Annotated in this window: 15 protein-coding genes and 2 pseudogenes; 13 read left to right on the top strand and 4 right to left on the bottom strand. The window is 61.2% G+C overall.

Annotation, left to right across the window (positions count from 1 at the left end; translation table 11 throughout):
• Positions 1 to 64: 64 nt before the first annotated feature.
• On the bottom strand, positions 65 to 1,378 hold the full coding sequence (locus QFZ36_RS11135) for an amidohydrolase (protein WP_306636453.1): 1,314 nt from the start codon (positions 1,376 to 1,378) through the stop codon (positions 65 to 67).
• A 167-nt stretch (positions 1,379 to 1,545) separates the two neighbouring features.
• Here QFZ36_RS11135 and QFZ36_RS11140 point away from each other — a divergent pair, with 167 nt between their 5' ends.
• Entirely contained in the window at positions 1,546 to 2,571 is a 1,026-nt protein-coding gene (locus QFZ36_RS11140; protein WP_306636455.1) for an NADPH:quinone reductase, read from the top strand.
• Here the strand turns inward: QFZ36_RS11140 and QFZ36_RS11145 are convergent.
• Positions 2,546 to 2,881, bottom strand: a pseudogene (locus QFZ36_RS11145) (IS1096 element passenger TnpR family protein); the annotation flags it as partial. The gene QFZ36_RS11140 and the pseudogene QFZ36_RS11145 overlap by 26 nt on opposite strands.
• 1,245 nt (positions 2,882 to 4,126) lie before the next feature.
• On the opposite strand from QFZ36_RS11145, the gene QFZ36_RS11150 reads away from it, so the two are divergent.
• A complete protein-coding gene (locus tag QFZ36_RS11150) occupies positions 4,127 to 4,522 on the top strand; it encodes a hypothetical protein (RefSeq protein ID WP_306636457.1) in 396 nt (131 codons plus the stop codon).
• 64 nt (positions 4,523 to 4,586) lie between these two features.
• Complete coding sequence (locus tag QFZ36_RS11155) at positions 4,587 to 5,510, top strand: hypothetical protein (RefSeq protein ID WP_306636459.1); 924 nt, start codon at positions 4,587 to 4,589, stop codon at positions 5,508 to 5,510.
• 575 nt (positions 5,511 to 6,085) lie between these two features.
• On the opposite strand, the gene cspE is transcribed toward QFZ36_RS11155, so the two are convergent.
• Positions 6,086 to 6,289 carry a transcription antiterminator/RNA stability regulator CspE gene (cspE, locus tag QFZ36_RS11160; protein ID WP_104046164.1) on the bottom strand — a complete coding sequence of 68 codons (204 nt, stop codon included), beginning with the start codon at positions 6,287 to 6,289 and terminating at the stop codon, positions 6,086 to 6,088.
• 1,002 nt (positions 6,290 to 7,291) lie between these two features.
• On the opposite strand from cspE, the gene QFZ36_RS11165 reads away from it, so the two are divergent.
• Both QFZ36_RS11165 and QFZ36_RS11170 read left to right on the top strand, forming a co-directional pair.
• Positions 7,292 to 7,594: a DUF4193 domain-containing protein gene (locus QFZ36_RS11165; protein WP_306636461.1), complete on the top strand. Its 303-nt coding sequence runs from the start codon at positions 7,292 to 7,294 to the stop codon at positions 7,592 to 7,594.
• A 507-nt stretch (positions 7,595 to 8,101) separates the two neighbouring features.
• Positions 8,102 to 8,668: a hypothetical protein gene (locus QFZ36_RS11170; protein WP_306636463.1), complete on the top strand. Its 567-nt coding sequence runs from the start codon at positions 8,102 to 8,104 to the stop codon at positions 8,666 to 8,668.
• Positions 8,669 to 8,997: 329 nt separating this feature from the next.
• Here the strand turns inward: QFZ36_RS11170 and QFZ36_RS11175 are convergent, their stop codons facing one another.
• Positions 8,998 to 9,879, bottom strand: coding sequence for an SDR family oxidoreductase (locus QFZ36_RS11175; RefSeq protein ID WP_306636465.1), 882 nt, complete (start codon positions 9,877 to 9,879; stop codon positions 8,998 to 9,000).
• Between the two features lie 798 nt (positions 9,880 to 10,677).
• On the opposite strand from QFZ36_RS11175, the pseudogene QFZ36_RS11180 reads away from it, so the two are divergent.
• From QFZ36_RS11180 to QFZ36_RS11215, 8 genes and pseudogenes are all read left to right on the top strand, one after another.
• A pseudogene (locus QFZ36_RS11180) lies at positions 10,678 to 11,334 on the top strand (amylo-alpha-1,6-glucosidase); the annotation flags it as partial.
• A 360-nt stretch (positions 11,335 to 11,694) separates the two neighbouring features.
• Positions 11,695 to 13,077: an MFS transporter gene (locus QFZ36_RS11185; protein ID WP_306636467.1), complete on the top strand. Its 1,383-nt coding sequence runs from the start codon at positions 11,695 to 11,697 to the stop codon at positions 13,075 to 13,077.
• Between the two features lie 87 nt (positions 13,078 to 13,164).
• The gene (locus tag QFZ36_RS11190; protein WP_306636469.1) at positions 13,165 to 13,812 is read left to right on the top strand and encodes a TetR/AcrR family transcriptional regulator; all 648 of its coding nucleotides are present in this window, start codon (positions 13,165 to 13,167) and stop codon (positions 13,810 to 13,812) included.
• A gap of 220 nt (positions 13,813 to 14,032) precedes the next feature.
• Positions 14,033 to 15,379 (top strand): amidase, encoded by a 1,347-nt coding sequence (locus QFZ36_RS11195; RefSeq protein ID WP_306636471.1) that lies wholly within the window; start codon positions 14,033 to 14,035, stop codon positions 15,377 to 15,379.
• 688 nt (positions 15,380 to 16,067) lie between these two features.
• Positions 16,068 to 18,218, top strand: a complete 2,151-nt coding sequence (locus QFZ36_RS11200) for an acetate--CoA ligase family protein (RefSeq protein ID WP_306636473.1) — start codon at positions 16,068 to 16,070, stop codon at positions 18,216 to 18,218.
• Positions 18,219 to 18,241: 23 nt separating this feature from the next.
• Entirely contained in the window at positions 18,242 to 19,381 is a 1,140-nt protein-coding gene (locus tag QFZ36_RS11205) for an NAD(P)H-dependent flavin oxidoreductase (protein ID WP_306636474.1), read from the top strand.
• A 67-nt stretch (positions 19,382 to 19,448) separates the two neighbouring features.
• Entirely contained in the window at positions 19,449 to 20,285 is an 837-nt protein-coding gene (locus QFZ36_RS11210; protein ID WP_306636477.1) for a crotonase/enoyl-CoA hydratase family protein, read from the top strand.
• Positions 20,286 to 20,322: 37 nt separating this feature from the next.
• A complete protein-coding gene (locus QFZ36_RS11215) occupies positions 20,323 to 21,495 on the top strand; it encodes a thiolase family protein (RefSeq protein ID WP_306636479.1) in 1,173 nt (390 codons plus the stop codon).
• The last annotated feature ends 3 nt before the right edge of the window (positions 21,496 to 21,498 follow it).

Consider the following 21,498-nt stretch of genomic DNA (forward strand, 5'->3'; position numbering starts at 1 on the left):
TTCACATGGTTCGCTCAGCCTACGCCAGCGGCTGCCCTTGGGGGAGGCTACAGCTCACGCTGTTTCAGGCGTTGGGCTTGAGCCAGACAAGCGCGGCGACGACAATGGCGGCTGTACCGGTCTGAAGCGTGGGGGTGATGACCGGCGCGAAGTGTGGTGAGTGGTTGGCCGGGATATCGCTGGATACGGTCCCGGCCGCTTCGGCCTTCGCGTACAGTGCCGGATCGATCCCGCCGAGTCCCCAGTACGTGTATGGGATGCCCAGCGAGTCCGCGATTTCACTGAAGTCCTCGCTGGCTGATTGCCGGTCAAGAGTGGTTGCCTTCTTGCCGAAATGGCTGCGGAAGGCCTTGTCCACCCTTGCCGTTACGCCGGGATCATTCGTGGTCAGCGGGTAGTGGTCATAGAGTTCGAAGTCGGGATGCTTCGGGGAGCCGGCGGCGCTGCATTCCCCGCTGACGATCCGTCTGATCGCGTCCAAAACGAGTTTGCGGGTGTCGTTGTCGAAGGTACGGATGTTCAGCTCCAGCACGGCACGGTCAGAGATGATGTTGCTTTTCGTTCCGGCGCTGAGCCGGCCGATCGTGAGGACGGCGAATACACCGGGGGTGACCTCGCGGGAGACGACGGTTTGCAGGCGCAGAGCGATCGAGGCAGCCAGGAGGACCGGGTCTACGCTCAGTTGGGGCATGGAGCCGTGACTGCCCCGCCCGAAGACGGTGATCCTCATGCTGTCCGCGCTGGAGAGGAAGGCGCCGGGGCGGGTACCGAGGTGCCCGGAAGGAAACGCGAGCACGTGCTGGGCGAGCGCGACGTCCGGTTTCGGGATCATCCCCGCCAGACCGCCCTCGATCATCCGGCGGGCTCCGTCTGCCAGTTCCTCCGCCGGTTGGAACAGTGCGATGAACGTCCCGGTCCAGGCGGACTTACTTTCGGCGAGCAGCCGCGCTGCTCCCAGGAGGCAGGCAACGTGCACATCGTGCCCGCAAGCATGCGCCACGGGTACTTCTTCGCCCGCGTCATCGGCCGTCACTTTGCTGGCGTAGGGCAGCCCGGTGTCTTCGGCCACGGGCAGGGCATCCATGTCAGCGCGCATCAGCACGGTGGGGCCCTCGCCGTTTCTCAGGATACCTACCACGCCCGTGGAACCGACCTTCTGGTGCACCTCGTAACCGAATTCCTGCAGTAGCCCGGCGGCTTTGGCTGCCGTTCTGTCCTCCTGATTGCCGAGCTCCGGATGCCGGTGCAGGTCCTTGTACAACTCGTCCCGCCAGCCGGCGATGCCCTCCTGGCGGGCGAGAATCTGCGCTACTGTGTCCTGGCCCGGGCCGTCAACTTCGGTTCCCGTCTGCGTCCCATCCTTTCCTGCTGCGCCCATGGCCCGCTCCTTCCACCTTTGGAATCCCTGCCATCCCCCTGACAGTGTCCGCCCCAAGCTGGGCGGCTGCAAGGGACGACTCCCGGCCCCCGCTGCAACGGCAGTCGAGTCCTTCGGTAGGTTGGTTCGGTAATGCCAGCCAGTCAAACCGACTCATTGGAGAAGACGTGAAAGCGATTGTGTTCGAGGAGACAGGTCCGTCCGCAGTGCTGGAGCTTCGGGACAAGCCGTTGACTGATCCAGGCGCTGGTGAGGTCCGCGTCCGGGTCGTCGTCTCCGGGGTGAATCCCACCGACTGGAAGTCCCGGGCAGGCGGAGGAAGCACCAAGCTGGACGCTCCAAAGGTTCCTAATCAGGACGGTGCCGGCGTGATCGACGAGATCGGATCCGGAGTGACGGGATTCAGCATCGGAGACCGCGTCTGGCTGTGGGACGTTGCTTGGGGCGGCAATGAAGGCACCGCGCAGGAGTACGCGGTTGTACCGGCGGTCAAAGCAGTGGCACTTCCGGATACCGAATCCTTCGACACGGGCGCATCCATCGGTATCCCCGCCCTGACAGCGCACCGGGCGCTGACCTCGGCCGAGGATGGCCCCGCCAGGCTCGCACCCGGAGCCCTGTCGGGACGAACCGTGCTCGTTACCGGCGGCGCAGGCGCAGTGGGACATGCGGCCATTCAGTTGGCAGTATGGGCTGGAGCGACTGTCATTACGACCGTCAGCGGCGAACGGAAAGGTGAACTCGCGCGCCTCGCCGGAGCCCATTCAGTTATCAACTACCGGACGGACGACGTCGTGACTGCTGTCCGCCGAGCGGCCCCAGGCGGAGTCGACATCATCGTCGATGTTAACGCTCCAGCGAATATCGACTCCGACGTACAGGTGCTCAAGCCGAACGGAACCATCGCCATTTACGCGGCGAATCCCGGGGAATTAGTGACCGTTCCCATCCGTGAAAGCATGACGAAGAACGTCCGCTACCAGTTCATCCTGACTTACACCGTTGGGGACGAGCAGAAACAGCACGCCGTGAACGCCGTCTCCGAGGCGCTAAAGGCCGGCGCGTTGCGAGTTGGTGAAGAACATGGCCTGCCGCTGACCCGCTTTCCGCTCGAAGCGACCGCCGCGGCACATGACGCCGTGGAGCAGGGCACCATCGGTAAGGTGCTCATCGACGTCGCATCGTCATCCTGAGCTTCTCTATGGCCTTCCGACTCGCCCGGGCCGTTATCAACTGATCTGCCCCCACTCCCTGGCACGCGACGGGAATGTCCAGGAAGGCAGGGTCAAAAGGCGCATCGGAGCCGGTCAGGTCGGTCACCCATGCGGAGTATTCGGCGTGGTCAGGATGCGACGGCTCCACCAAGGCATCCATGACCTCCTCGTAGCCGGGAAAACCTCCGGAGTCTTCCAACGGCCCGCGCCGGGCGCCGTCCATCAGTAGGGCCGGCGGACTTGTTTCGTCCAAGGGCCGGCGGGCAACCAGCTCAAGCCGGTGAAGCCACCTGTCACCAAAAGTCGCACTCCCTGGATTCTCAGCAGCCGCATGCGGAAAACCCCCGGGCCGCGCCTAGCACCACCGCAAAATAGACAGTATGCTTACAAGCGGGTTGGCGGCTGCATCATTTGCCGCCAAGACCAGTCAAGCAACGGCTTCCACTACTCCCATTGATGATGGGCTCCCACCGTGTTGAAGCATGCCGATGCCGCCAGAGTTGTTCCCCGTAGTGCCGGTCGCCTGTCTGTCGATTACGTGACAACCACCGACCACGCCCTCTCCTTTTGGTTTTTCTTTTCAGCCTCATAAATCGCCCTCGCCTGGTTCCTCATGCCCAGGGTTCGGCTGACTGCGGTTGGACCCCATACACGGCAATGGGGCACGCCACGTACTCCCCGGGGCGTGGGCGGAGACTTCCAGCGGGGATTTATGAGGGTCAGGCGCAGAGGCAGCGCTTGGTGGAATAAGGGTGGGAAGTAGCTGTGCATGGTGCTCCCGGCGGAGCTTCCCGGGCAGGGATGTAAGGAGAGGTAGGTGACCATCGACTACTACGCACCTCACCCTTCCTCGTGCATCACCCAGCAGATGGCAAGGCAAATGGATGGGCGTGAGTACTGCATTGAATGTGAAGGATGAGTACGAGCACCTCGCTCATCCGGACCACACGTTTGATAACTGGCGTTAACAGACACCGCGAAACGGCTGGGGAGTCGCCTTAGCGGAGGAGCAAGGTATGTATGTGTCGACCAGCTTTGGCTTTACCTATACTTTCGGGCTTATGGACTGGGTGGGTCGCGCCGACTCGAAAACCCCCTCCGCGGTTGCCCTTGCCCTATTAATAATGGCGGTCACGTTAGCGACGAGAGCAGTCGTCACTCATAGCGCGAGGGAGCCCATTGCCGCTTTCGTTTACGGCGTGGGCGGGGCGCTCTGCCTGGCGGGGTGCATCTGGATGATGGTTGAAGCCTGGAATCGATGGCTGACCGGCTTGGGTCAAAGCGGGATCCACCTGGGTGGAATTTCTGGAGCAGCCGCAGGCACAGTACTAGCCCTGCTCCCGATCATCATCGTGACAGGAATCATGCGCTATGTGGGACGGCGCCTTTCAGGAGCTAAACCCGTTTCACACCACGCCATAACCCCGGCCGCAGCGAGCAGGCGTCCTGGTCCATACCAAACAAACCAATGACCACCGGGCAATCCAGCACTATGCAGATCACGCCAAGTTCAGTTTGGCGGAATGGAGCGACTATGGCCTTCCTGAACTTAGCCAGACTGCAGGGCGGCTTTAATGTCATCAACGGGCTTTGGCCGTTAGTGCACATGCGCAGCTTTGAGGCGGTCAGTGGAGCCAAAACCGATAAATGGCTGGTCCGGACCGTATCAGGGCTGCTCATCACCATTGGTGTGGAGCAACTGCGTGCCGCGGCCCGGTCTGGCAGCGATAGGTCAGCACGACGACTTGGTATCGGGACGGCGGCCACACTTGCGGCCATTGATTTGATCTACGTGGGCAAAGGGCGGATCAGCAAGATCTACCTTCTGGACGCCGTCGTCGAAATACTTATCCTTCAGGGTTGGTTGAAGACACCGAATACCATCAAACAAATATTCTCTGGACGTGTTCCTCCCCGGGGCATATCCTGATCTCGCATTGCTCGGGGGGGTGAATGGAATGGGCAGCTTGCTTCGCTATTGCCGCATTGTTTCTGTGCGCGCCCTTCTGGTCCCCGCCCTGATTGCACTGGCGTGGCTCGTGTGGGGCGCGGACAGTGCGCAGGCGTCAACGGACCCTTCCAAGGCCGCCGTCTCTGAAAGCGCCTTGGACCCTAGCCTCGTCAATGCTCCTTCATCCCCGGCTGCTCAGCTTCTGCCTGCCGGGCAGGACCCCGCCAGTTCCACCGCGCAACACGTTGCAGGTGTCGGGGGTGCCGTCGTCGGCGCAACCGCGCCTACTGTTTCCATAGTTACCCAGGTGACCGAGCCGGTGGCCTTGCCGGTGACCGGGATCGCGGCACCGGCAGTCTCCGCCGTTTCTCAGACAGCCACACCGGTGACCGCCACCGTGAACAGGACTGTCGCCTCTTTAGCCTCCACTCTCGACCGTACGGTGGCAGCTGTGGACGACGCCGTTGCTTCCATACCCCAGCCGCTACCCCGACTGCCCCTTCCGGCGGTCATACCTCCACAACTGCCCAACCCGAACGTTCCTGTCGCTACCGTTCCCGAGACGAAGCCGGCGGCGGTGTCCACTGTGCTGCCGTCACCTGCTGCGGACGCCCGGCAATTCGTCCCTGACCGTCCGTCCGGGGAGGTTAACCCGGTCCAAAACATTGATCCGCCGTTCAAGACATTCGCCCAGCCGAAGATCACTGCCTCAACCGGCCCTCTGGCCAGCGCTATCCAGGCACCGGCCCCAGGGCAGCTGCACGAACACCCCGTCACAGACTGGCTGAATAATGCCGCGACCCACGGCGCGCCGGGCTCCTCCGGCTCAGGCGGCTCCGCCTCACACATGGCCCATATTGCCGCCTTCTGGGACGGGCTGTCCCCCGCCGCCAGCGCCGTCGCCACCAATGCAGCGGTGACACCGCCTTCCGGTCCCGCCGCCGATCCGGGGTCTTCCCCCGACTGAACAGGTCAGCTCTGCCTTCACGCAGGCAGATAAGACCAGCCGTACGCCGCATTTCGGCCTACGGACTCAATGTTCAGTCAGGAGAAATGCCATGTCCAACCGCACCCCGCTTTCCGTTGCCTCAGACCAGTCCCGCCGCTCCCACATCGGCAACTGGCCGGATCCATGCCTGCACACATCGGCAGTGGCCCAACCCGCAACACCTAGGGTAGCCACCCCCGGGTTCATGATTTAGATCGGAAAAGGACCCGAAGTAATGTTGTTCCCGCACTGCCACGAGGCTGTGCGGGAACACCATCACCATGTTTAGACCTGAATTGGCTCAATCGCTTGATGTCACTGCCTTTGCGAACCGGCAGCGCCCAACCGACTGCTAAGTACGTAATCGCCAGGTTGACAGAACGTCGGCTATCAGCTTTTAGTCCTTAGGCAAAGGGCGATGGGGCAACGACATTTCAAATGTCATCGGGCTTACCGGATCGATGAGAACGCGATTTGAATGACGAGGCGGGCTTGGCGTTGGGGGAACAAAAAGAAGCTGGCCAGCATGTGCCGGCCAGCTTCCTAACAACCGACTAGAGCGGCTGGATGTTCTCCGCCTGCGGACCCTTCGGGCCCTGGGTGACGTCGAACTGAACCTTCTGGTTCTCGTCGAGGGAGCGGTAACCGCTGGACGCGATTGCCGAAAAGTGTGCGAACACGTCAGCGCTTCCGTCGTCGGGGGCGATGAAACCGAAGCCCTTTTCGGCGTTGAACCACTTGACTGTACCTGTTGCCATGCCTGTTTCCTTCACGGGTCGCGGGCCGGATCCGCTTTTCGGATTGCCGTCCCCGCCACTCACACCATGAGCCTATGGGCCAGCAGTGGGGGCGGGCAAGAGATTGGTCAAAGGCTGAACTTCGGGAGGACGGCCATACGAGTTGCGGCAGTCTGACTTGTGAGTACCTGGCCGGAGCGCAGTGTGAGGCACGACTGGCCCGTTGCCCAACTGCAAGACCATCGGGAAGGGTGGGCCGGCCTCATTGAAAAATTGCGCGAAGCGGGATCACGACCGCGCTTCTTGAATGGCTATTGTCGTGGAGGTACCCCTCTTGTTCTGACGATCTCCAGTCCTGCAATAAGCGCGAAAACTAGGGGCGGTAGCGCCATCACGCGGAGCTTTTTGAGCTGGGGCCTTAATCGCGATTAAGCGGCAGCGACAATCAATGGGGGACCAGTGGGGAGCGGCGTGGAGCCGGCGGCGGCTGGGGGTGGCCTTCGCGGTCTCAGACGACGGCCCTCGTCGCCGACTCCGCTTATGACGCTATGGCGAAGAGTTGAGAGATACCCGAGTAATCCGTACGTGTTTCCTGAAGCAGGACTACCCGCTGGCTGTTGGTGACTGAGGTGTCCATCACTAAGTGACAGTGGAGGGGGAGTGGCTCGACTGCTTCATTTTGGCTCAAGGCCAGATCTTCAAACATGCGGGAGCGGCGGTGCTTAGCCTGTGGGTTGCCAGCTCCCAGCAGTTTCTCAGGTTTCAGGGGTCATAATGAATCGAAGCTCCGGTCAACCGCTATTTGACCGGGGCTTCGCCATTGCTCGGCGCAGTGCTCCCGCGGCGTGAAGCACCTTTTACGTCTTGACGTATTTATTGATCTGCACGGGTGAAAAGTTGCCGCACATCTCGATGGGCGCCACGATATCGCTGGCAGAATTTTTTGAGGAACAACCGCGCAACCGCGTACGTTAGAGTCTCGTCCGGAAAGAGCATCAGAGAGACAGAAGGAAGAAGCTCCTAGTGGCAGCCGACTATGACGAAGTCCGTCCCGACGTCAAAGAATCCCAAGAGCGCTCCCTGGAGGATTTGCAGTCTGCAAACGCCCCTGATGCCCGCAGCGTCGTCACCGAACTGGACGAGGCCGACGTCCTTAATGAGGGGCTGACGCCTGGCGGGGAAATCATCTCGGACGAGCTCATCGTGCAGGTGATTCCGCAGGCCGCGGACGAGTTCACCTGCTATTCCTGTTTCCTTGTCCGTCACCGGTCCCAACTGGCGCGGGAAAGCAACGGCCATTCATACTGCATCGAGTGCGAAGGCTAAAACACGCACTTTTGCGGCGTATTGCGGCCCCTTGTGACCGCAGCTTTACATAATATAAGCTACCGGCTCTTTGAAACGGCGGGGGAGTACCCGCAAAAGGGGCTGATTCCTGCTGCCGCTCGGAGCATCTTTCCCGAAGTCCGGTAAGTCAGAACAGCTTAGCCAGCGATCGGTTCAGGTCGTCGATGTCCAGGAACGCAGGGTCAAAAGGCTCATCGGAGCCTGTCATATCGGCCACCCAGGCAGCGTGTTCGGCGTGGTCGGGATGCGACGGGTCTTCCAGCCGGGGCCGCGCAGGGCGCCGTCGATCAGTCGGGCCGGCGGGAATCCAGCTCAAGCCGGTGAGGCCAGCTGTCACCAAGTCGTACGTCGTGGAACACTATGCCGGAGCCCAATGGACGCAGCTGATCAAGCGTCATCGGACGCATGTCGACGTCCGCTCCTCGGTATGGATGCGGGGATGTGTAGGTCGAGTTATAGGAGCGGGCAGGCGTTTAGACTTGCGGGATGATCGACACCACGGGTTCAGCACAGACGCGGCTGCGCCGTCTACCGCGGTGGAGGGCTGACCGGCCGTTGACTGCCGAAGATGCCGCGAGCCGCATCACGGCGTTCGTGTATGGGAACATTCTTGTTCTTGCCGCGCTGCTTGCACTTCATCCGGATGACCTGACGGGACCGAAAGCTATTGCCTATGTAGTAGGAACGGGTGTCTCCACGTTCCTCGCTCACGTTGTCGCGGAGTTGGCCGGGGGAAGTGTTCACGCCGTGGAGGGTGAGACCGGAGCCGCGGGTCGTCTCCGGTTGCGGCACCACTTGTGGGATGCCGTGCCAATTGCCTCTTCCGCGATCACACCGGCCGTCTTGATGGCTGTCGTCCTGGTGGGCTGGGTTGCTCCCATCACCGGATTGATCCTTGCTATCAGTGTCACGGTGCTGCGCCTTGCTGGCCTTGGTTTCGTGGTTGCACGCTTACGCCAGAAAAAGGCATCGCTCCGCACGATACTGGCAGGGATCCTGCTCGCAGTGGTCTGTGTGGTTGCGGCCTTGGTGAAGTGGTGGCTGACGCACTAAGCACTAAGCTTTGTGCTGCCCACCATGTATGCAGGCATCTTCTACTACCAGTTCATGGTCCGCGGCGACGCCCTCCACCACGAACCACAAGGAAACCTGGGCACGCTGCCACACAGCCACTGGCACGGACCTAAGGAATCTCAACATGTTGTCAACGGAGTCCCGGCTGCCGTGAAAGCTTCCATGCGGCTTCTACCAACCTGTCAACGAATGTTGGCAGTGCCGTTGGGGTGTTCCGGCCAGTTGGTGGCGGGAACACCCGAACGCCTTTCTAGCTTATCCAGCCCGGGCTCGTCCGGCAGTCGTGCGCAGGCAGCCAGCCAGCCACATCATCCACATGCGTCGCTGCCGACCCCCGCGACGTCATTCAGCCTTGCGGCCAAGCCGCCATCCACGCGCAGATCGCAGCCGCTGATGAAGCTCGCGGCATCGGATAGCAGGAACTCTACAGCTTCTGCGACGTCCAGAGCCGTACCCCAGCGTCCGACTGGTGCTTGCTCGGCCAGTCCCGACGCTTCTGTATTTCCTTGCGCTTCCGCGAGCCCCATCGACGTCGCGATGAGCCCCGGCGAAATGGACGTCAGGCGTGCACCTCGCTCGCCCCACTGCCGTGCCCGGCTCTCGCAAATAAGTTTCACGGCATACTTGCTCACCTTGTAGGCGGCACCGCTAAGCGATAGCGGGTCAGCGTCGTCGGCCACGGATCGCACGAGGGGCTCCAACCCGTCGACGGTGTCAGCTGTGACAGCTTTCAGCGTGGCGTCGATCTCCGGTGAGCCGTCGAAAAGCTGCGCAGCCAGCGATGCAATCAGCACGCCGGCGGCGCCGGGCACCAGCCGTGGCTCGACCGCGTCGAGCAGATTGAGCGTCGCGGTGAGATTTACTCTCAGTACCTGCTCCCAGGAGCCCATTGTGGGGGAAATACCTGCTGTGTGCACGAGGGCGTCCAGGCCGCCGTTCTCCTCGATGAGGCGGCCGATTGTCGCGATTGTTTCTGGTGCGGAGATATCGCCCGTCACCGCACCTACAATGTTCGCGCCGTCACGGCGGAGGGGGTCAGCTACTGACGTGAGCGGTTCCGCGGTGAGCTCGGCCAGGATCAGGCGGTATCGCCTGCTGAGCACGCGCGCGGATGCCGCGCCCATGCCGCCACCGGCTCCCGTGATCAGGGCTAGCGGCCGCCGAGTGGTTTCCTTCTTGTCGTGGGTCATCCCATCTCCCTTTGTTCTTCGTTGCAATTTTCTGGATAGTTACGGGTGGTCGTCACACATGACCCGGGTGGAAGCGTTTCCCGTCTTTTGCCCCGGCTGTTGCCAAGGCGAGTGCAGACCAGAGATCAGTCCGTTCCAAACCGCACTCGAATTCGGACTTCGGCTGGCCCCTACGCGGGCCGGAAGCTCAACGATCCCGAGGATCTCGGTCCGCCGGGTCAAACAAATGCCAGCTGCGCGCATTGTCGTACTCTCCGTGTAGAGGCGATGGTCTGCGTGAATAGATACTTCTTCAGGACACCGGTTGCCCGGCATGCACCCCGGGTAGGCTCTCCGCACAGTATCGGTCGTGCACCGAAGGCGGGTTGCTCTGTTTCCCCGCCCATTTCGTCTTCCGTGATGGCGTCGATCCGGCCAACCGCCAGGCGCTTGGTCAGCTGGACCAGCACGTCTTTGCCTTCCCGGTCTACCGCAGGGTGTACGAGGACGGTAGCGCGGGGGGGTAAAACGCAGCGACTGAAGCCGTTCCGCTCTGATTCGGTGTGATGCAGTGCGATGGATGCGGGGTTAGACATTCGAGAACCTAAGGTCTCACTACTGCTCCCTTGTCAGTGAGGGGTGACTGAAGGTCCCTTTTTGCGGGAGGGCAAGCTGGAGCAGGCCAGAGCTGCGGGCCGACATCCATCGGACATTTTTGGTCCGTAAATAACGCTAGCAGGTGGATGTTGAGGCGACAAGGGTGCCCCCCTTGTCGTCTAAGATGTGCCGCTTGATGGAGGGGGTGCATCCTGTTCAACTGAGCCGGTTGATGTGTGCGCTCCAAACATGGGGCACGGCCTGTTTTTCGGCATTGTCGGTAAGGACAAGGCCCCGCTGGTGGCCGAACGGCTGATGTCCCCGGAGATGTTTAGCGGCTGGGGCGTGCGGACCCTGGCCAGTAACATGGGAGCCTACAACCCCGCAAGCTACCACAACGGGTCCGTCTGGCCTCACGATAATGCAATTATCCAAGCCGGCTTGCTGCGCTACGGGTTCATAGCGGAAGCACAACGGATTTCCACAGCCCTGTTTGAGGCGGCCGAGTACTCAGAAGGGCGGCTGCCCGAACTGTTCTGCGGCTTCAGCCGCGAGCACTTCGACGAACCCGCGCCCTACCCCACATCGTGCTCACCGCAGGCCTGGGCCGCCACGACCCCTATCCAATTGGTGAAGAGTCTCATGGGCTACCACGCCGACGTTGCCCTCGGAGGTCTCTGGATGGATCCCGTGCTCCCGGAATCCTACGGTAACCTGCACATCACCAACGCCCCCATGGCCGACGGCAGGATCACCATCGACATTTCCGGTTCTACCGCGTCCGTCCGGGGACTTCCTAAAGGCATGGTGTTCCACCGCGAAACGCGTCCGTGGGCGGCTGACCTTGTGGAACAGGCCATAAGGCACGGAAAGTACTAACGCGGTCGCGGTCAGGCAGGCTCAGGAGGGCAGCTTTCCGGTTTAGAGAGTCTCCTGTGATTGTCACGTGAGACGCGTTCAGCACCCTGTGATTCACATCGCATTTTCTATTGACATCGGTCCTAAAACTTCCAATACTTCACTTATGGACGATTTATGTCCCTAAGTGAAGTATCGCACAATCCTGTTCCGAGTCGTCGTGGTCAAAGTCGCCCATGAGGTGCAGCATCACCGAAGCTGATGCACCGCAGGTACTACGTTTGAGACCGCCACTGGACACCCCCAGCGCTGGTGGCTCCCTGGAACAGGATTCACCCAATTCCATTCCGAGCTGCCTAACGGCCTCAGGAGAGTAGATCCATGTCTCAAACTGAAGAAGTCCTGGACCAGACCCCGGACACCGGCAAGAAAACCGTAAGCCAAATTATTGATGCGCTGCCCCGCGTGGGTTTGACGAAATGGGCCGCGGTAGCCCTTTTCTGTTCCTTCTTTTTTTCAAACTACGAGATCGCAGTCTTCACGCTCACCATCCCCGGGCTCCGCCTGGGGCTGGGACTGACTCCGGGTGACTTTGCTTGGCCGGTCGTGTGGAATCTGGTCGGGTACGCCGTGGGGGCGTACGTCTTCGGCTATGTGGCCGACAGGCGCGGGCGACAGTGGGGACTTCGGCTGACCTTCGTCACCCTGGGCTTGGGCGGGCTGCTGAGCGGGCTCTCCTGGGACGTGGCATCGCTGTCGTTCTTCCGTTTTCTGGCCGGCTGCGGCATGGGCGCGGTTCTGGCCATCTGCTCCACCTACATCGGAGAAATGGCGCCTTCGAATCAGCGTGGCCGGTACCAGGCCCGCTTCTACCTCATTCAGGCCCCGCTGCTCTTGCTTGCAGGGCTCCTTTCCTTGCCGTTGCTCGCCGCTATGCCGGACACCGCATGGCGATACCTGCTCAGCTTCGGTGGTCTCGTGTTGCTGGTCGTCCCGCTTATCAACGGAAAGCACCTGATCGAGTCACCTCGGTGGCTGGAAGAGAAGGAACGTCGTAATGAGGCGCTGCGTGTGCTGTCCCAGCTGGTGGCAGGCGCCGGTGCTGGGCCGCTCCCAGCCGGAACCGAACTTGCGTCGGAAGCTAAGGAAACCTCATCGGTTGGTCCCCTGCGCACTCTGCTGGCTTCAGGCTATATGCCAAGGCTCATGGTGATACTTGGGTTCTGGTTCGTTTTCTTCATTGGGATGTATGGGTTCGGTAGCTACCAGACAATGATCCTGGAGGGGCTGGGCATCAGCACGAGTAACGCCCTGCTCGTGTCAGTACTGGGGCGGGCGGTGCCGATCTTGGCGGCCCTTGGCGTCTTTGTTGTGATCGAACGCTTCGAGCGGCGCAGTATCATCATCACCGGTGTGATCATCTTTGCGGCGTCCGTCCTGCTCATGGCTTCAGGTCTTGGAGAGTGGGCGGCCACGGTCGGTTCCCTTGGCACTGGTGTAGGAGTTTCTCTGATGGCAAGCCCTGCCTACACCTACACTGCCGAGGTCTTCCCCACCAAAGTGCGCGGGACAGCTTCGTCGATTTGTGACGGCATTGGGCACTTGGGCGGAGCTGTGGCGCCATTCATCATCCTTCCTATTCTGCAAAGCTTTGGGGCCTCGGCGGCCTGCTGGGCGATTATCGCCTGCCTGCTCCTGTCAGCCGCCATTGTCCGCCTGGGCGTGAAAACCAAGAACCGCACGCTGGAGCAGATCGCAGCATAAGCCCTGGGACTAAAAACCGTCACTGGGATAACCTCTTCTGGAGCGGGTCGTAGCACCGCTCCAGAAGAGGTTGGCGAAGGGAACACGATGAGTAATTCCACGGCACTTTTGGGCAGGCCCCGCGATCCGGCAATCGACCGCCGGATCAACGAAGCCGCCCTTTCGGTCTACGCAGCCCAAGGATGGCAGGCCATGACCATGGACGCCATCGCCAAGGACGCCGGGGTCGGCAAGTCAGCCTTGTACCGGCGCTGGCCCAACAAGGGCAAGCTGCTCATCGACGCAATGTTAACCCTGGAAGTAATACAGGACGTGGACACCGGCAACCTCCGGGAGGACCTCCTGATCCTCGCCCGGCAGTTCGCCGATATGTACTTCGGACCCACAAGCATGACCTACCTTCGGTTCCAGGTCGAGGCAAGGCTGATACCGGAGCTGCAGGAAGTCGGGGAGGATTACGTCCGCCGCCAGGTCCTCGCTGGCCGGAGTATTATTCGCCGGGCCATCGCCCGCGGCGAACTGCCGGTCGAGACTTCACCCACCGTTCCCATGGCCATGCTGTATGGCGCAATCATGACCCACTCCTTCTCCTATCCCCAGCAGCTCGACGAACGGGTCCGACGAAACCTCCCCCTTTTCCTAGAAGATCTCGTCGACTCCGTCATAGCGGGAGCAAACCGGTCCCGCCACCAAGGGGACGACGGTTCAAAGTTAGCTCCAGGAAGTCAACTGTGACCATTGTCTCCGGCACGGGGAACGGCTAGTCTTATTACGGACCCAGAACGTACCGTAAATACTTTTCCTTCTCGCGTGGACCGCAGTGTCGGCGGTCCGCCCCCCTTATTTCACCGTTATGCAAGGCGCATAGACGGGAAAGGTTGCAATGACGCAAGACATTACGTGGATGCCAGCTTGGCAAATTCGCGATCTTATCACTACGGGCAAAATGACCGCCGTGGACGTGCTCGAACACTTCATCGAGCGCATCGGGAAACTCGAATCCACACTTCATGCATTCGACGTTCTGGACTTGGAGGGCGCCCGGAAACAGGCAAAGGATGCAGACGAAGCCGTTCGTTACGGACATCCACTTGGCCTGCTCCACGGTATCCCCATCGGTGTCATGGACGCAGTCAAGGTCAAGGGTCTCCCAAACCACGTGTGGCATTCTCAGGAAGAACAGCACGACGATCTGTCTGTCGAACGGCTTCGAAACGCGGGAGCAGTAATTGTCGGACTCACCGCAACCTACTTCTGGGATCCTAACGAACGCCCCCGGAACCCCTGGGACCTGACCAAAGATCCTGGAAACTCGAGTCGCGGAAGCGCGATCGCCGTATCTGCAGGCATGCTCCCCCTGGCCCTCGCCGAAGATGGCGCCGGTTCGACGCGTCTTCCCGCATCTTGGTGCGGCGTTCTCGGCCTATCTCCAGGGCGCGGTTTAATCCCGTACATCGATTATCAGAAACCTGGCTTTGCGCTGACCGTGACCAATGGGCCCATCGCCCGTAACGCTCGTGACGCCGCGATCATGCTTCAGGCCCTCGCAGGCCCAGATGGCAGGGACTTCACCTCTATTCAGGCCGATCCTCCGAACTACTTAGAACGCATAGAGGAGGGGGCGAACGGCGTAAAGCTTGCTTGGACCGATGATTTTGGGTGGTCAAGGTCTCAATGGGTGCCAGAAACTCCAGCAATCGTTGAGTTTGCCCGGGAATCCGTTTTTGGCATGGCCGAAGTGGGGGCTGAAGTAATCGAGACGAGGGAGGTCTGGGAGGATATTCGCCCAGCAATGTTCCAGCTTGGTGTAATCATGAAGGGAATGGGTTATGAGCCTCCGATCGATGCCAGTGAAATTAGTGAGATGAAGAAACGTATTGACGAGGTTTGGGGACTAGCGGAGGATGCGTCCGTCCCATTCGCACTTCCGGGCGGTGTCGAAAGCGTTGAGAACTCCTTCGAACTTGCGAGTAAGACGAGGGAACAGGCTTGGCGTACCTTGCGCAACGTACTTGACGAGAATGATGCGCTGGTGTCTATCACTACCCCGCTTCCACCCCAGGATCTCTACCGTTGGGGAATGAGCGGTAGAGACCTCACAATGACGAGCTACTCCGCACACACCGCAATGTTCAATTTTCTTGGATTCCCTGCATATTCGGTTCCGATCGGGCTACTCAACGGGCTCCCTGTTGGAATCCAGATCGCCTCTAAACCAGGTAAGGAAGACCTCCTGCTGCGCCTTGCAGGGGCAATCATGGACAAGTATCCGCTGAAAGAACGACCTGCGGTCGCGCTTTAACAGATCCTCGGAATTGAGTGTGGAAAACCCAGCCGTGTAAGTGCCCGGATACTGCGATGACCTCGCGGGACAATCAGAGTGTCTAGGTTGAGATAGCCACGAGGAGGTACTGAGTGGCTAACGCTACCTTCCGCCTGACCTGACCACGTTCTGCCGCCTCGACGACCACGTGCGATGGTACGCGAGTGAGCGAGTCACGGAGAACCCCATCCGCTCCGCACTTGCCCAGCCACGGGTCGGGCTCCGTAAACGCGGCACTCGGTGATTGGCCTTGAAGCGGTCGGGCAGCAACGCATCGAGCCCGACCGCACGACACGTGCCCGTCAAGTTCTTCTGCTGCTCACAATCCGTGAGCTGATTGCACCACGGCCACCCGCTAAAGCTGTGGTGCCAAAGACCGCCCTACCTCCTACCGTGCTTGGCCCCTTCTCGGGTCTGGTCACATCCACGACGCCGCCCTTTCGGTATTTCCTTGAAATCGCGTCGCCTCTGTCATAGCGGGAGCAAACCGCTCCCGACGCCAGCGGACCAGTTCAACTGGCCCGGACGAAGTCAGCTGTGACCCTTGTCACGGGTGCGGGGAACGGCTAGTCTAGTTACGGACAAAGAACGTCCCGTAATAATTTTTCTTCCTCCTCACGTGGACCGCAGTGTCGCTGGTCCCCCCCACTTCAGTTTTGGAGTAGTCATGGAATCTTCTCTCACCCTTAGCCCCGCACCTCCCGTCGAGATAACGTCAGAGCGGCTGGCTTCACTTTTCCGGCCCCGCTCCATTGCTCTGATCGGAGCTTCGGACAAATCGTCCTTTTCCCACACCGCGTACACCAACCTGAAAGAGTTTGGTTTCGGCGACCGCACCTATCTTGTTAACAAGCGCGGCGCTGTCACTCACGGGGTTCAGACGTACACCAGTTGCGCGCACCTGCCCGAGCAGGTCGACGTTGGCTACTTCATGGTCCCGCAGGCCGTCACCTTGGAGGCCATGACAGAGGCCGCACAGGCGGGCATCAAAAACGCCGTCATCCTCTCCTCCGGCTACGGTGAGGCAGGCGCGGCCGGCAAAGCCGCCGAGCAGGAGCTCGTCGCCCACGCACAGAGCCTGGGCATGGTCCTTCTTGGCCCGAACCACTTGGGCTTTATCAATATCGTCGATCAAATCCCGGTCGCGTCTTTGAACAACATTCCCCGCACCTCGGGATCTGTGGCGCTGTTGTCACAGTCGGGAGCTTCGTCAGCGGCGATGCTGGATTTCGCAAAAATCGCCGATGTGGGACTTTCCTACGCAATTACGCTCGGGAATGAGGCGATGATCACCGCCGGTCACGTGATCGACTACATGGTCGACGACCCTTCGACAAAAGCCATCGCTATATTTCTGGAAACCATCCGCGATCCGGAAAACTTTAAGAAAGCTGCCCTGCGGGCCGCTGCGGCCGGGAAAGCCATCGTCATCCTCAAGGCGGGCAGCTCCGAACTCGCAGCCCGTACCGCGGCAGCACACACGGGGGCCCTCGTCGGCGACGATAAGACAATCAATGCGATCTTCCACGAGCTGGGCATTATCCGGGTGGACAGCATCGAAGACATGCTCGTTACCGCCAACGTTTGCGCCAGGATCGGCCGACTCGAGCACCCCGGCGTTGGTATCGTCTCGATCTCCGGCGGCGCCTGCGACATCATCGCTGACCGGGCCCAGGACTTCAGGGTCCAGCTTCCCACGATCACCGATGAGACCCGCACGCGCCTGCAGGAGGTCATGCCCGGCTTCGGAACCGTTCAAAACCCGCTCGATGTCACGGGCGCCGCCATCATTGACCCGTCACTGTTCACCAAAGCCATCCAGATTATGTCCGAAGACCCGAACGTCGGAATTGTCGCGGCCGTCAACAGCATGCCCTGGGAACGCCAGGAAGTACATCCGATGCAGCTGGGCGCGTACAAGGCCGTGGGCGAGGGAGCAAAGAGCGCGGCAGTACCTGTCGTCTTCGCCAACCAGGTCATCCAGCCCGCCAGCGACTTCAGCCGCGAACTCATGGAAGACGCGGGCATCGAACACACCATCGCCGGACTTGGTCAAAGCGTCTATTCCCTGGGAAAGCTCGCATGGTGGTCCGGCCGAGTGAGGGAGCTTGCGGCGCCAGCGGAACGGGTCGCTGTTGAACTCGACCGAGGCGCAACACCCCTTACGGGGTCCTGGTCCGAGTTCCAGGCCCGGAACTTCCTCGAGGCCGCCGGGGTCCCAGTAATACCGTCGAAACTCCTTACCAGCCCAGAGGAAGCAGCTGCCTTCGCTGCCGAAACCGGCACCGCACTTGCCCTGAAAATCGTCTCCCCGGACATCCTGCACAAGAGCGACATCGGCGGCGTCAAGCTGGGCGTCACGGGCCCGGCGGAAGCCTCAGCTGCCTACTCCGAAATCCTGGAAGCCGGTAGCAGGGTTTCGGGGGCACGGATCGAGGGAGTCCTCGCCAGCCCCATGCGCGCTGGCGGAACCGAACTGCTCGTCGGAGTCGTCCGCGATCCGCAGTGGGGACCCATCCTCGCCGTCGCCCTCGGCGGAATCTTCGTGGAAGTCCTGCAGGACTCGGCGCTGGCCTCGATCCCCGTATCACCGGCACGGGCAAAAGAAATGATCGAAACCCTGCGCGGAGCTGCCCTGCTCCGTGGCGTCAGAGGCACGGAACCGGCCGATCTGGACCGGCTCAGCGACGTTGTCGCCCGCGTGAGCGAGATCGCCCATGCCCTTGGCGATGACCTTGAATCCCTCGAAATCAACCCCCTCCGCGTCAACGGCGAGCAAATCGAGGCCCTCGACGCGGTCCTTACCTGGACCAACTAAACCTTCTGAAAGGAAAAGACATCATGATCCGCACCAAACTCACCGAACTCCTCGGCATCGATAATCCCTTGGTTGGGTTCAGCCGCTCACCACGGGTAGTCACCGAAGTCACCAACGCCGGGGGCTTCGGCGTCCTCGCCGCCTCCGCCTACTCCCCCGAGGAACTCGACGCCCAACTCAGTTGGATCGAGGAACAGGTCAAGGGACGGCCCTACGGCGTCGACATGCTGATCCCGGGCAAGACCGCAGCCGGGAACCCCAACGACCTCATTGCCAGCCTCCGGGCGCAGATCCCGCAGGAACACATCGACTTCGTAGCAGGCCTGCTGAAGAAATACGGCGTGCCGGAGGCAACGGAGTTCGAAAACAAGGACGAACTGTCAGCCTCGGTGAACCCCGAAGGCGCCATGGCATTGGTGGACGTCGCCTTCACACACAAGATCTCACTCATCGCCAATGCCCTCGGCACTCCTCCGCCGGTACTCGTGGAACGCGGGCACAAGGAAGGCGTCGCGGTGGCCGCCCTTGTCGGCCAGGCCAAGCACGCGGTGCGCCAGCTTGAATCAGGGGTCGACATCCTCGTCGCCCAGGGCTATGAGGCTGGCGGACACACAGGCACCATCGCCGGCATGGTCCTGACCCCGGAAATCGTCGCCATCGCCGGTGACGTTCCGGTGCTGACAGCAGGGGCGATGGCCAGCGGCCGCCAGATGGCCGCCGCCATCGCACTGGGCGCCTCCGGTGCCTGGGCCGGCTCGGTATGGCTGAACAGCCATGAAGACATTACCCCGATCGAAATCAAGCAAAAATTCCTTGCCGCGTCATCCAATGACACGCTGCGCTCCCCCACGCGAACCGGAAAGCCTGCCCGCCAGCTTCGCAGTGCATGGCACGACGAGTGGGAAGCCGAGGGTGCGCCCAAGCCGCTGCCGATGCCCCTGCAGCCCATGCTCGCTAACGCCGCTTGGGAATCCATTGACCAGGCAGCCGCCCAAGGCAACGAAGGGGCCCTGAAACTCGAGTCCTTCTTCATCGGTCAGGTTGTTGGCTCCTTCACTGAACTGCGCGGCGCCGGTGATATCACACGAGAGATCCTCGCCGACTGCGAACAGCGCCTCAAGGAACTGAGCGAACTCGTCGCCGACACCCAGCCCGTCTCCTAACTGACAATGCTCTCCACCGGGGGCCCGCTCTTGCCGGGCCCCCGGAACCATCCACAAAGGAATCAGCATGACCACCTCCACAGCTCCTGAGACGGACCGCCCGATTGTCCTCAACTGCAATGATGCAGTCACGGCCGAAGAAATCGGCCACGTCCTGCTTGTGACTATCAACCGGCCCGACGCCCGGAACTCTGTCAACCCCGACGTCATCAGGGGTGTGGGCAAGGCACTCGAGCACGCGGAGCAATGCCCCGGCGTTTGGGTTGTCGTCATCACCGGAGCCGGTGACAAAGCGTTTTGTGCCGGCGCGGATCTCAAGGCAGCGGCCGCCGGCGCCTTCAACGAGATGGGCGAAGAACTGGAAAAGTGGGGATTCGCCGGGTTCGTCAAACACCACATTTCCAAGCCCACCATCGCAGCAGTCAACGGCTTTGCCCTCGGCGGGGGCACCGAAATCGTCCTGGCCAGCGACCTCGCCGTCGCCTCCTCCGAGGCGACCTTTGGCCTGCCCGAGGTCAAGCGCGGAATCTTCGCCGGCGCCGGAGGAGCCTTCCGCATCGGCCGTCAGGTTCCCAAGAAAATAGCCATGGAAATCCTACTCACCGGTCAGCCCCTCACCGCCCAGCGCGCCCTGGAAATCGGCCTTATCAACAGGGCCGTTCCCCAGGACCAGGTCCTGGATGCTGCACTGGAGCTCGCTAACCTCATCTGCGAGAACGCGCCGCTGGCGGTACAAACCAGCAAGCGCATCGCCAACGCCATCTCCGACGGAAAGGTGCACAGTGAAGACGATGACTGGGCCCGATCCGAAGCCGAGGGGCAGGCCCTGATGCTCAGCCAGGACTCCCGCGAAGGAATGCTTGCCTTCGCTGAAAAGCGTGCTCCCAAATGGCAGGGCCAGTAAACAGAAACGGCGCTGCAGAATCAGGACAGGAATTTACATGAGCACATTAACTGACCGCACCCCGGCGATCGCCGGGCTTGGCATCACTGAACTTGGCAAGGTCTATGGCCGCAGCGCACCGCAGTTCGCTGCCGAGGCCGTCCAGCGGGCCGTCGCCGACGCCGGGCTCCAGCTCGGTGACCTGGACGGTCTCATCGTCTCCGGCGGCCTCGATGACACCGTTGACCTGAATATGCAGGGCCGGCTGGGGCTGACAGACCTGAAACTCTTCACCCAGATGCAGGCCTACGGATCAACGGCCGGGCAGATGGTCCAGTACGCAGCCATGGCAGTGCAGGCCGGGATGGCCGAGACGATCGCCGTCGTCTGGGCCGACGCTCCCCTCAAAGAGAAAGTCAGCGGGTCAGCTTCCTACGCCTCTGCCGCCACCAAGAACCCGGCCGGCTGGCAGGCCATTAACGGAACCTCCGGGCTTGTCAGCGCCAACCAGATGTACGCAATCGCCGCCCGCCGCCACATGGACACCTATGGTACGACCAGCGAACAGTTCGGAGCCATCGCCGTAGCCCAGCGCGCGTGGGCGGGTCGTAACCCCCTGGCGCAGCTCCGCGAGCCCATCACACTGGCTGACCACCAGGGGTCGCGGATGATTTCGGACCCGATGCACCTGCTGGACTGCTGTCTTGTTTCCAACGGCGGCATCGCCTTGGTGATTACAACAACCGAACGTGCCAAGAGCCTCGCCCAACCACCTGTCGAAATCCTCGGATGGGGACAGGGACATCCCGGCCGGACGGGGATCCGCAATGACAACTTTGGTCTCGCCACGGGAGCGGCAATTTCAGGTCCCACCGCCCTTGCGATGGCCGGTCTGACCGTCGATGACATCGATGTGGTCGAACTCTACGACTGCTACACCTACACCGCACTGGTCACCCTCGAAGACTACGGATTCTGCGCCAAGGGCGAAGGCGGAGACTTCGTAGCCGAACCCGGCATGCTCGGGCCCGGAGGGAAACTAGCTGTCAACACCGGCGGGGGTCAATTGTCCTCCTACTACATGTGGGGCATGACCCCGCTCTCGGAAGCAGTCATCCAAACCCGCGGCCAGGGAGGAGACCGGCAGGTCGCCAACCACGACCGCGTCCTCGTCTCTGGAAACGGGGGCATCCTCGATTACCACTCCACGCTAGTCCTTGGAACCGTCTAGGAG

This window comes from Pseudarthrobacter siccitolerans, from assembly GCF_030823375.1.
GTDB lineage: Bacteria > Actinomycetota > Actinomycetes > Actinomycetales > Micrococcaceae > Arthrobacter > Arthrobacter siccitolerans_A.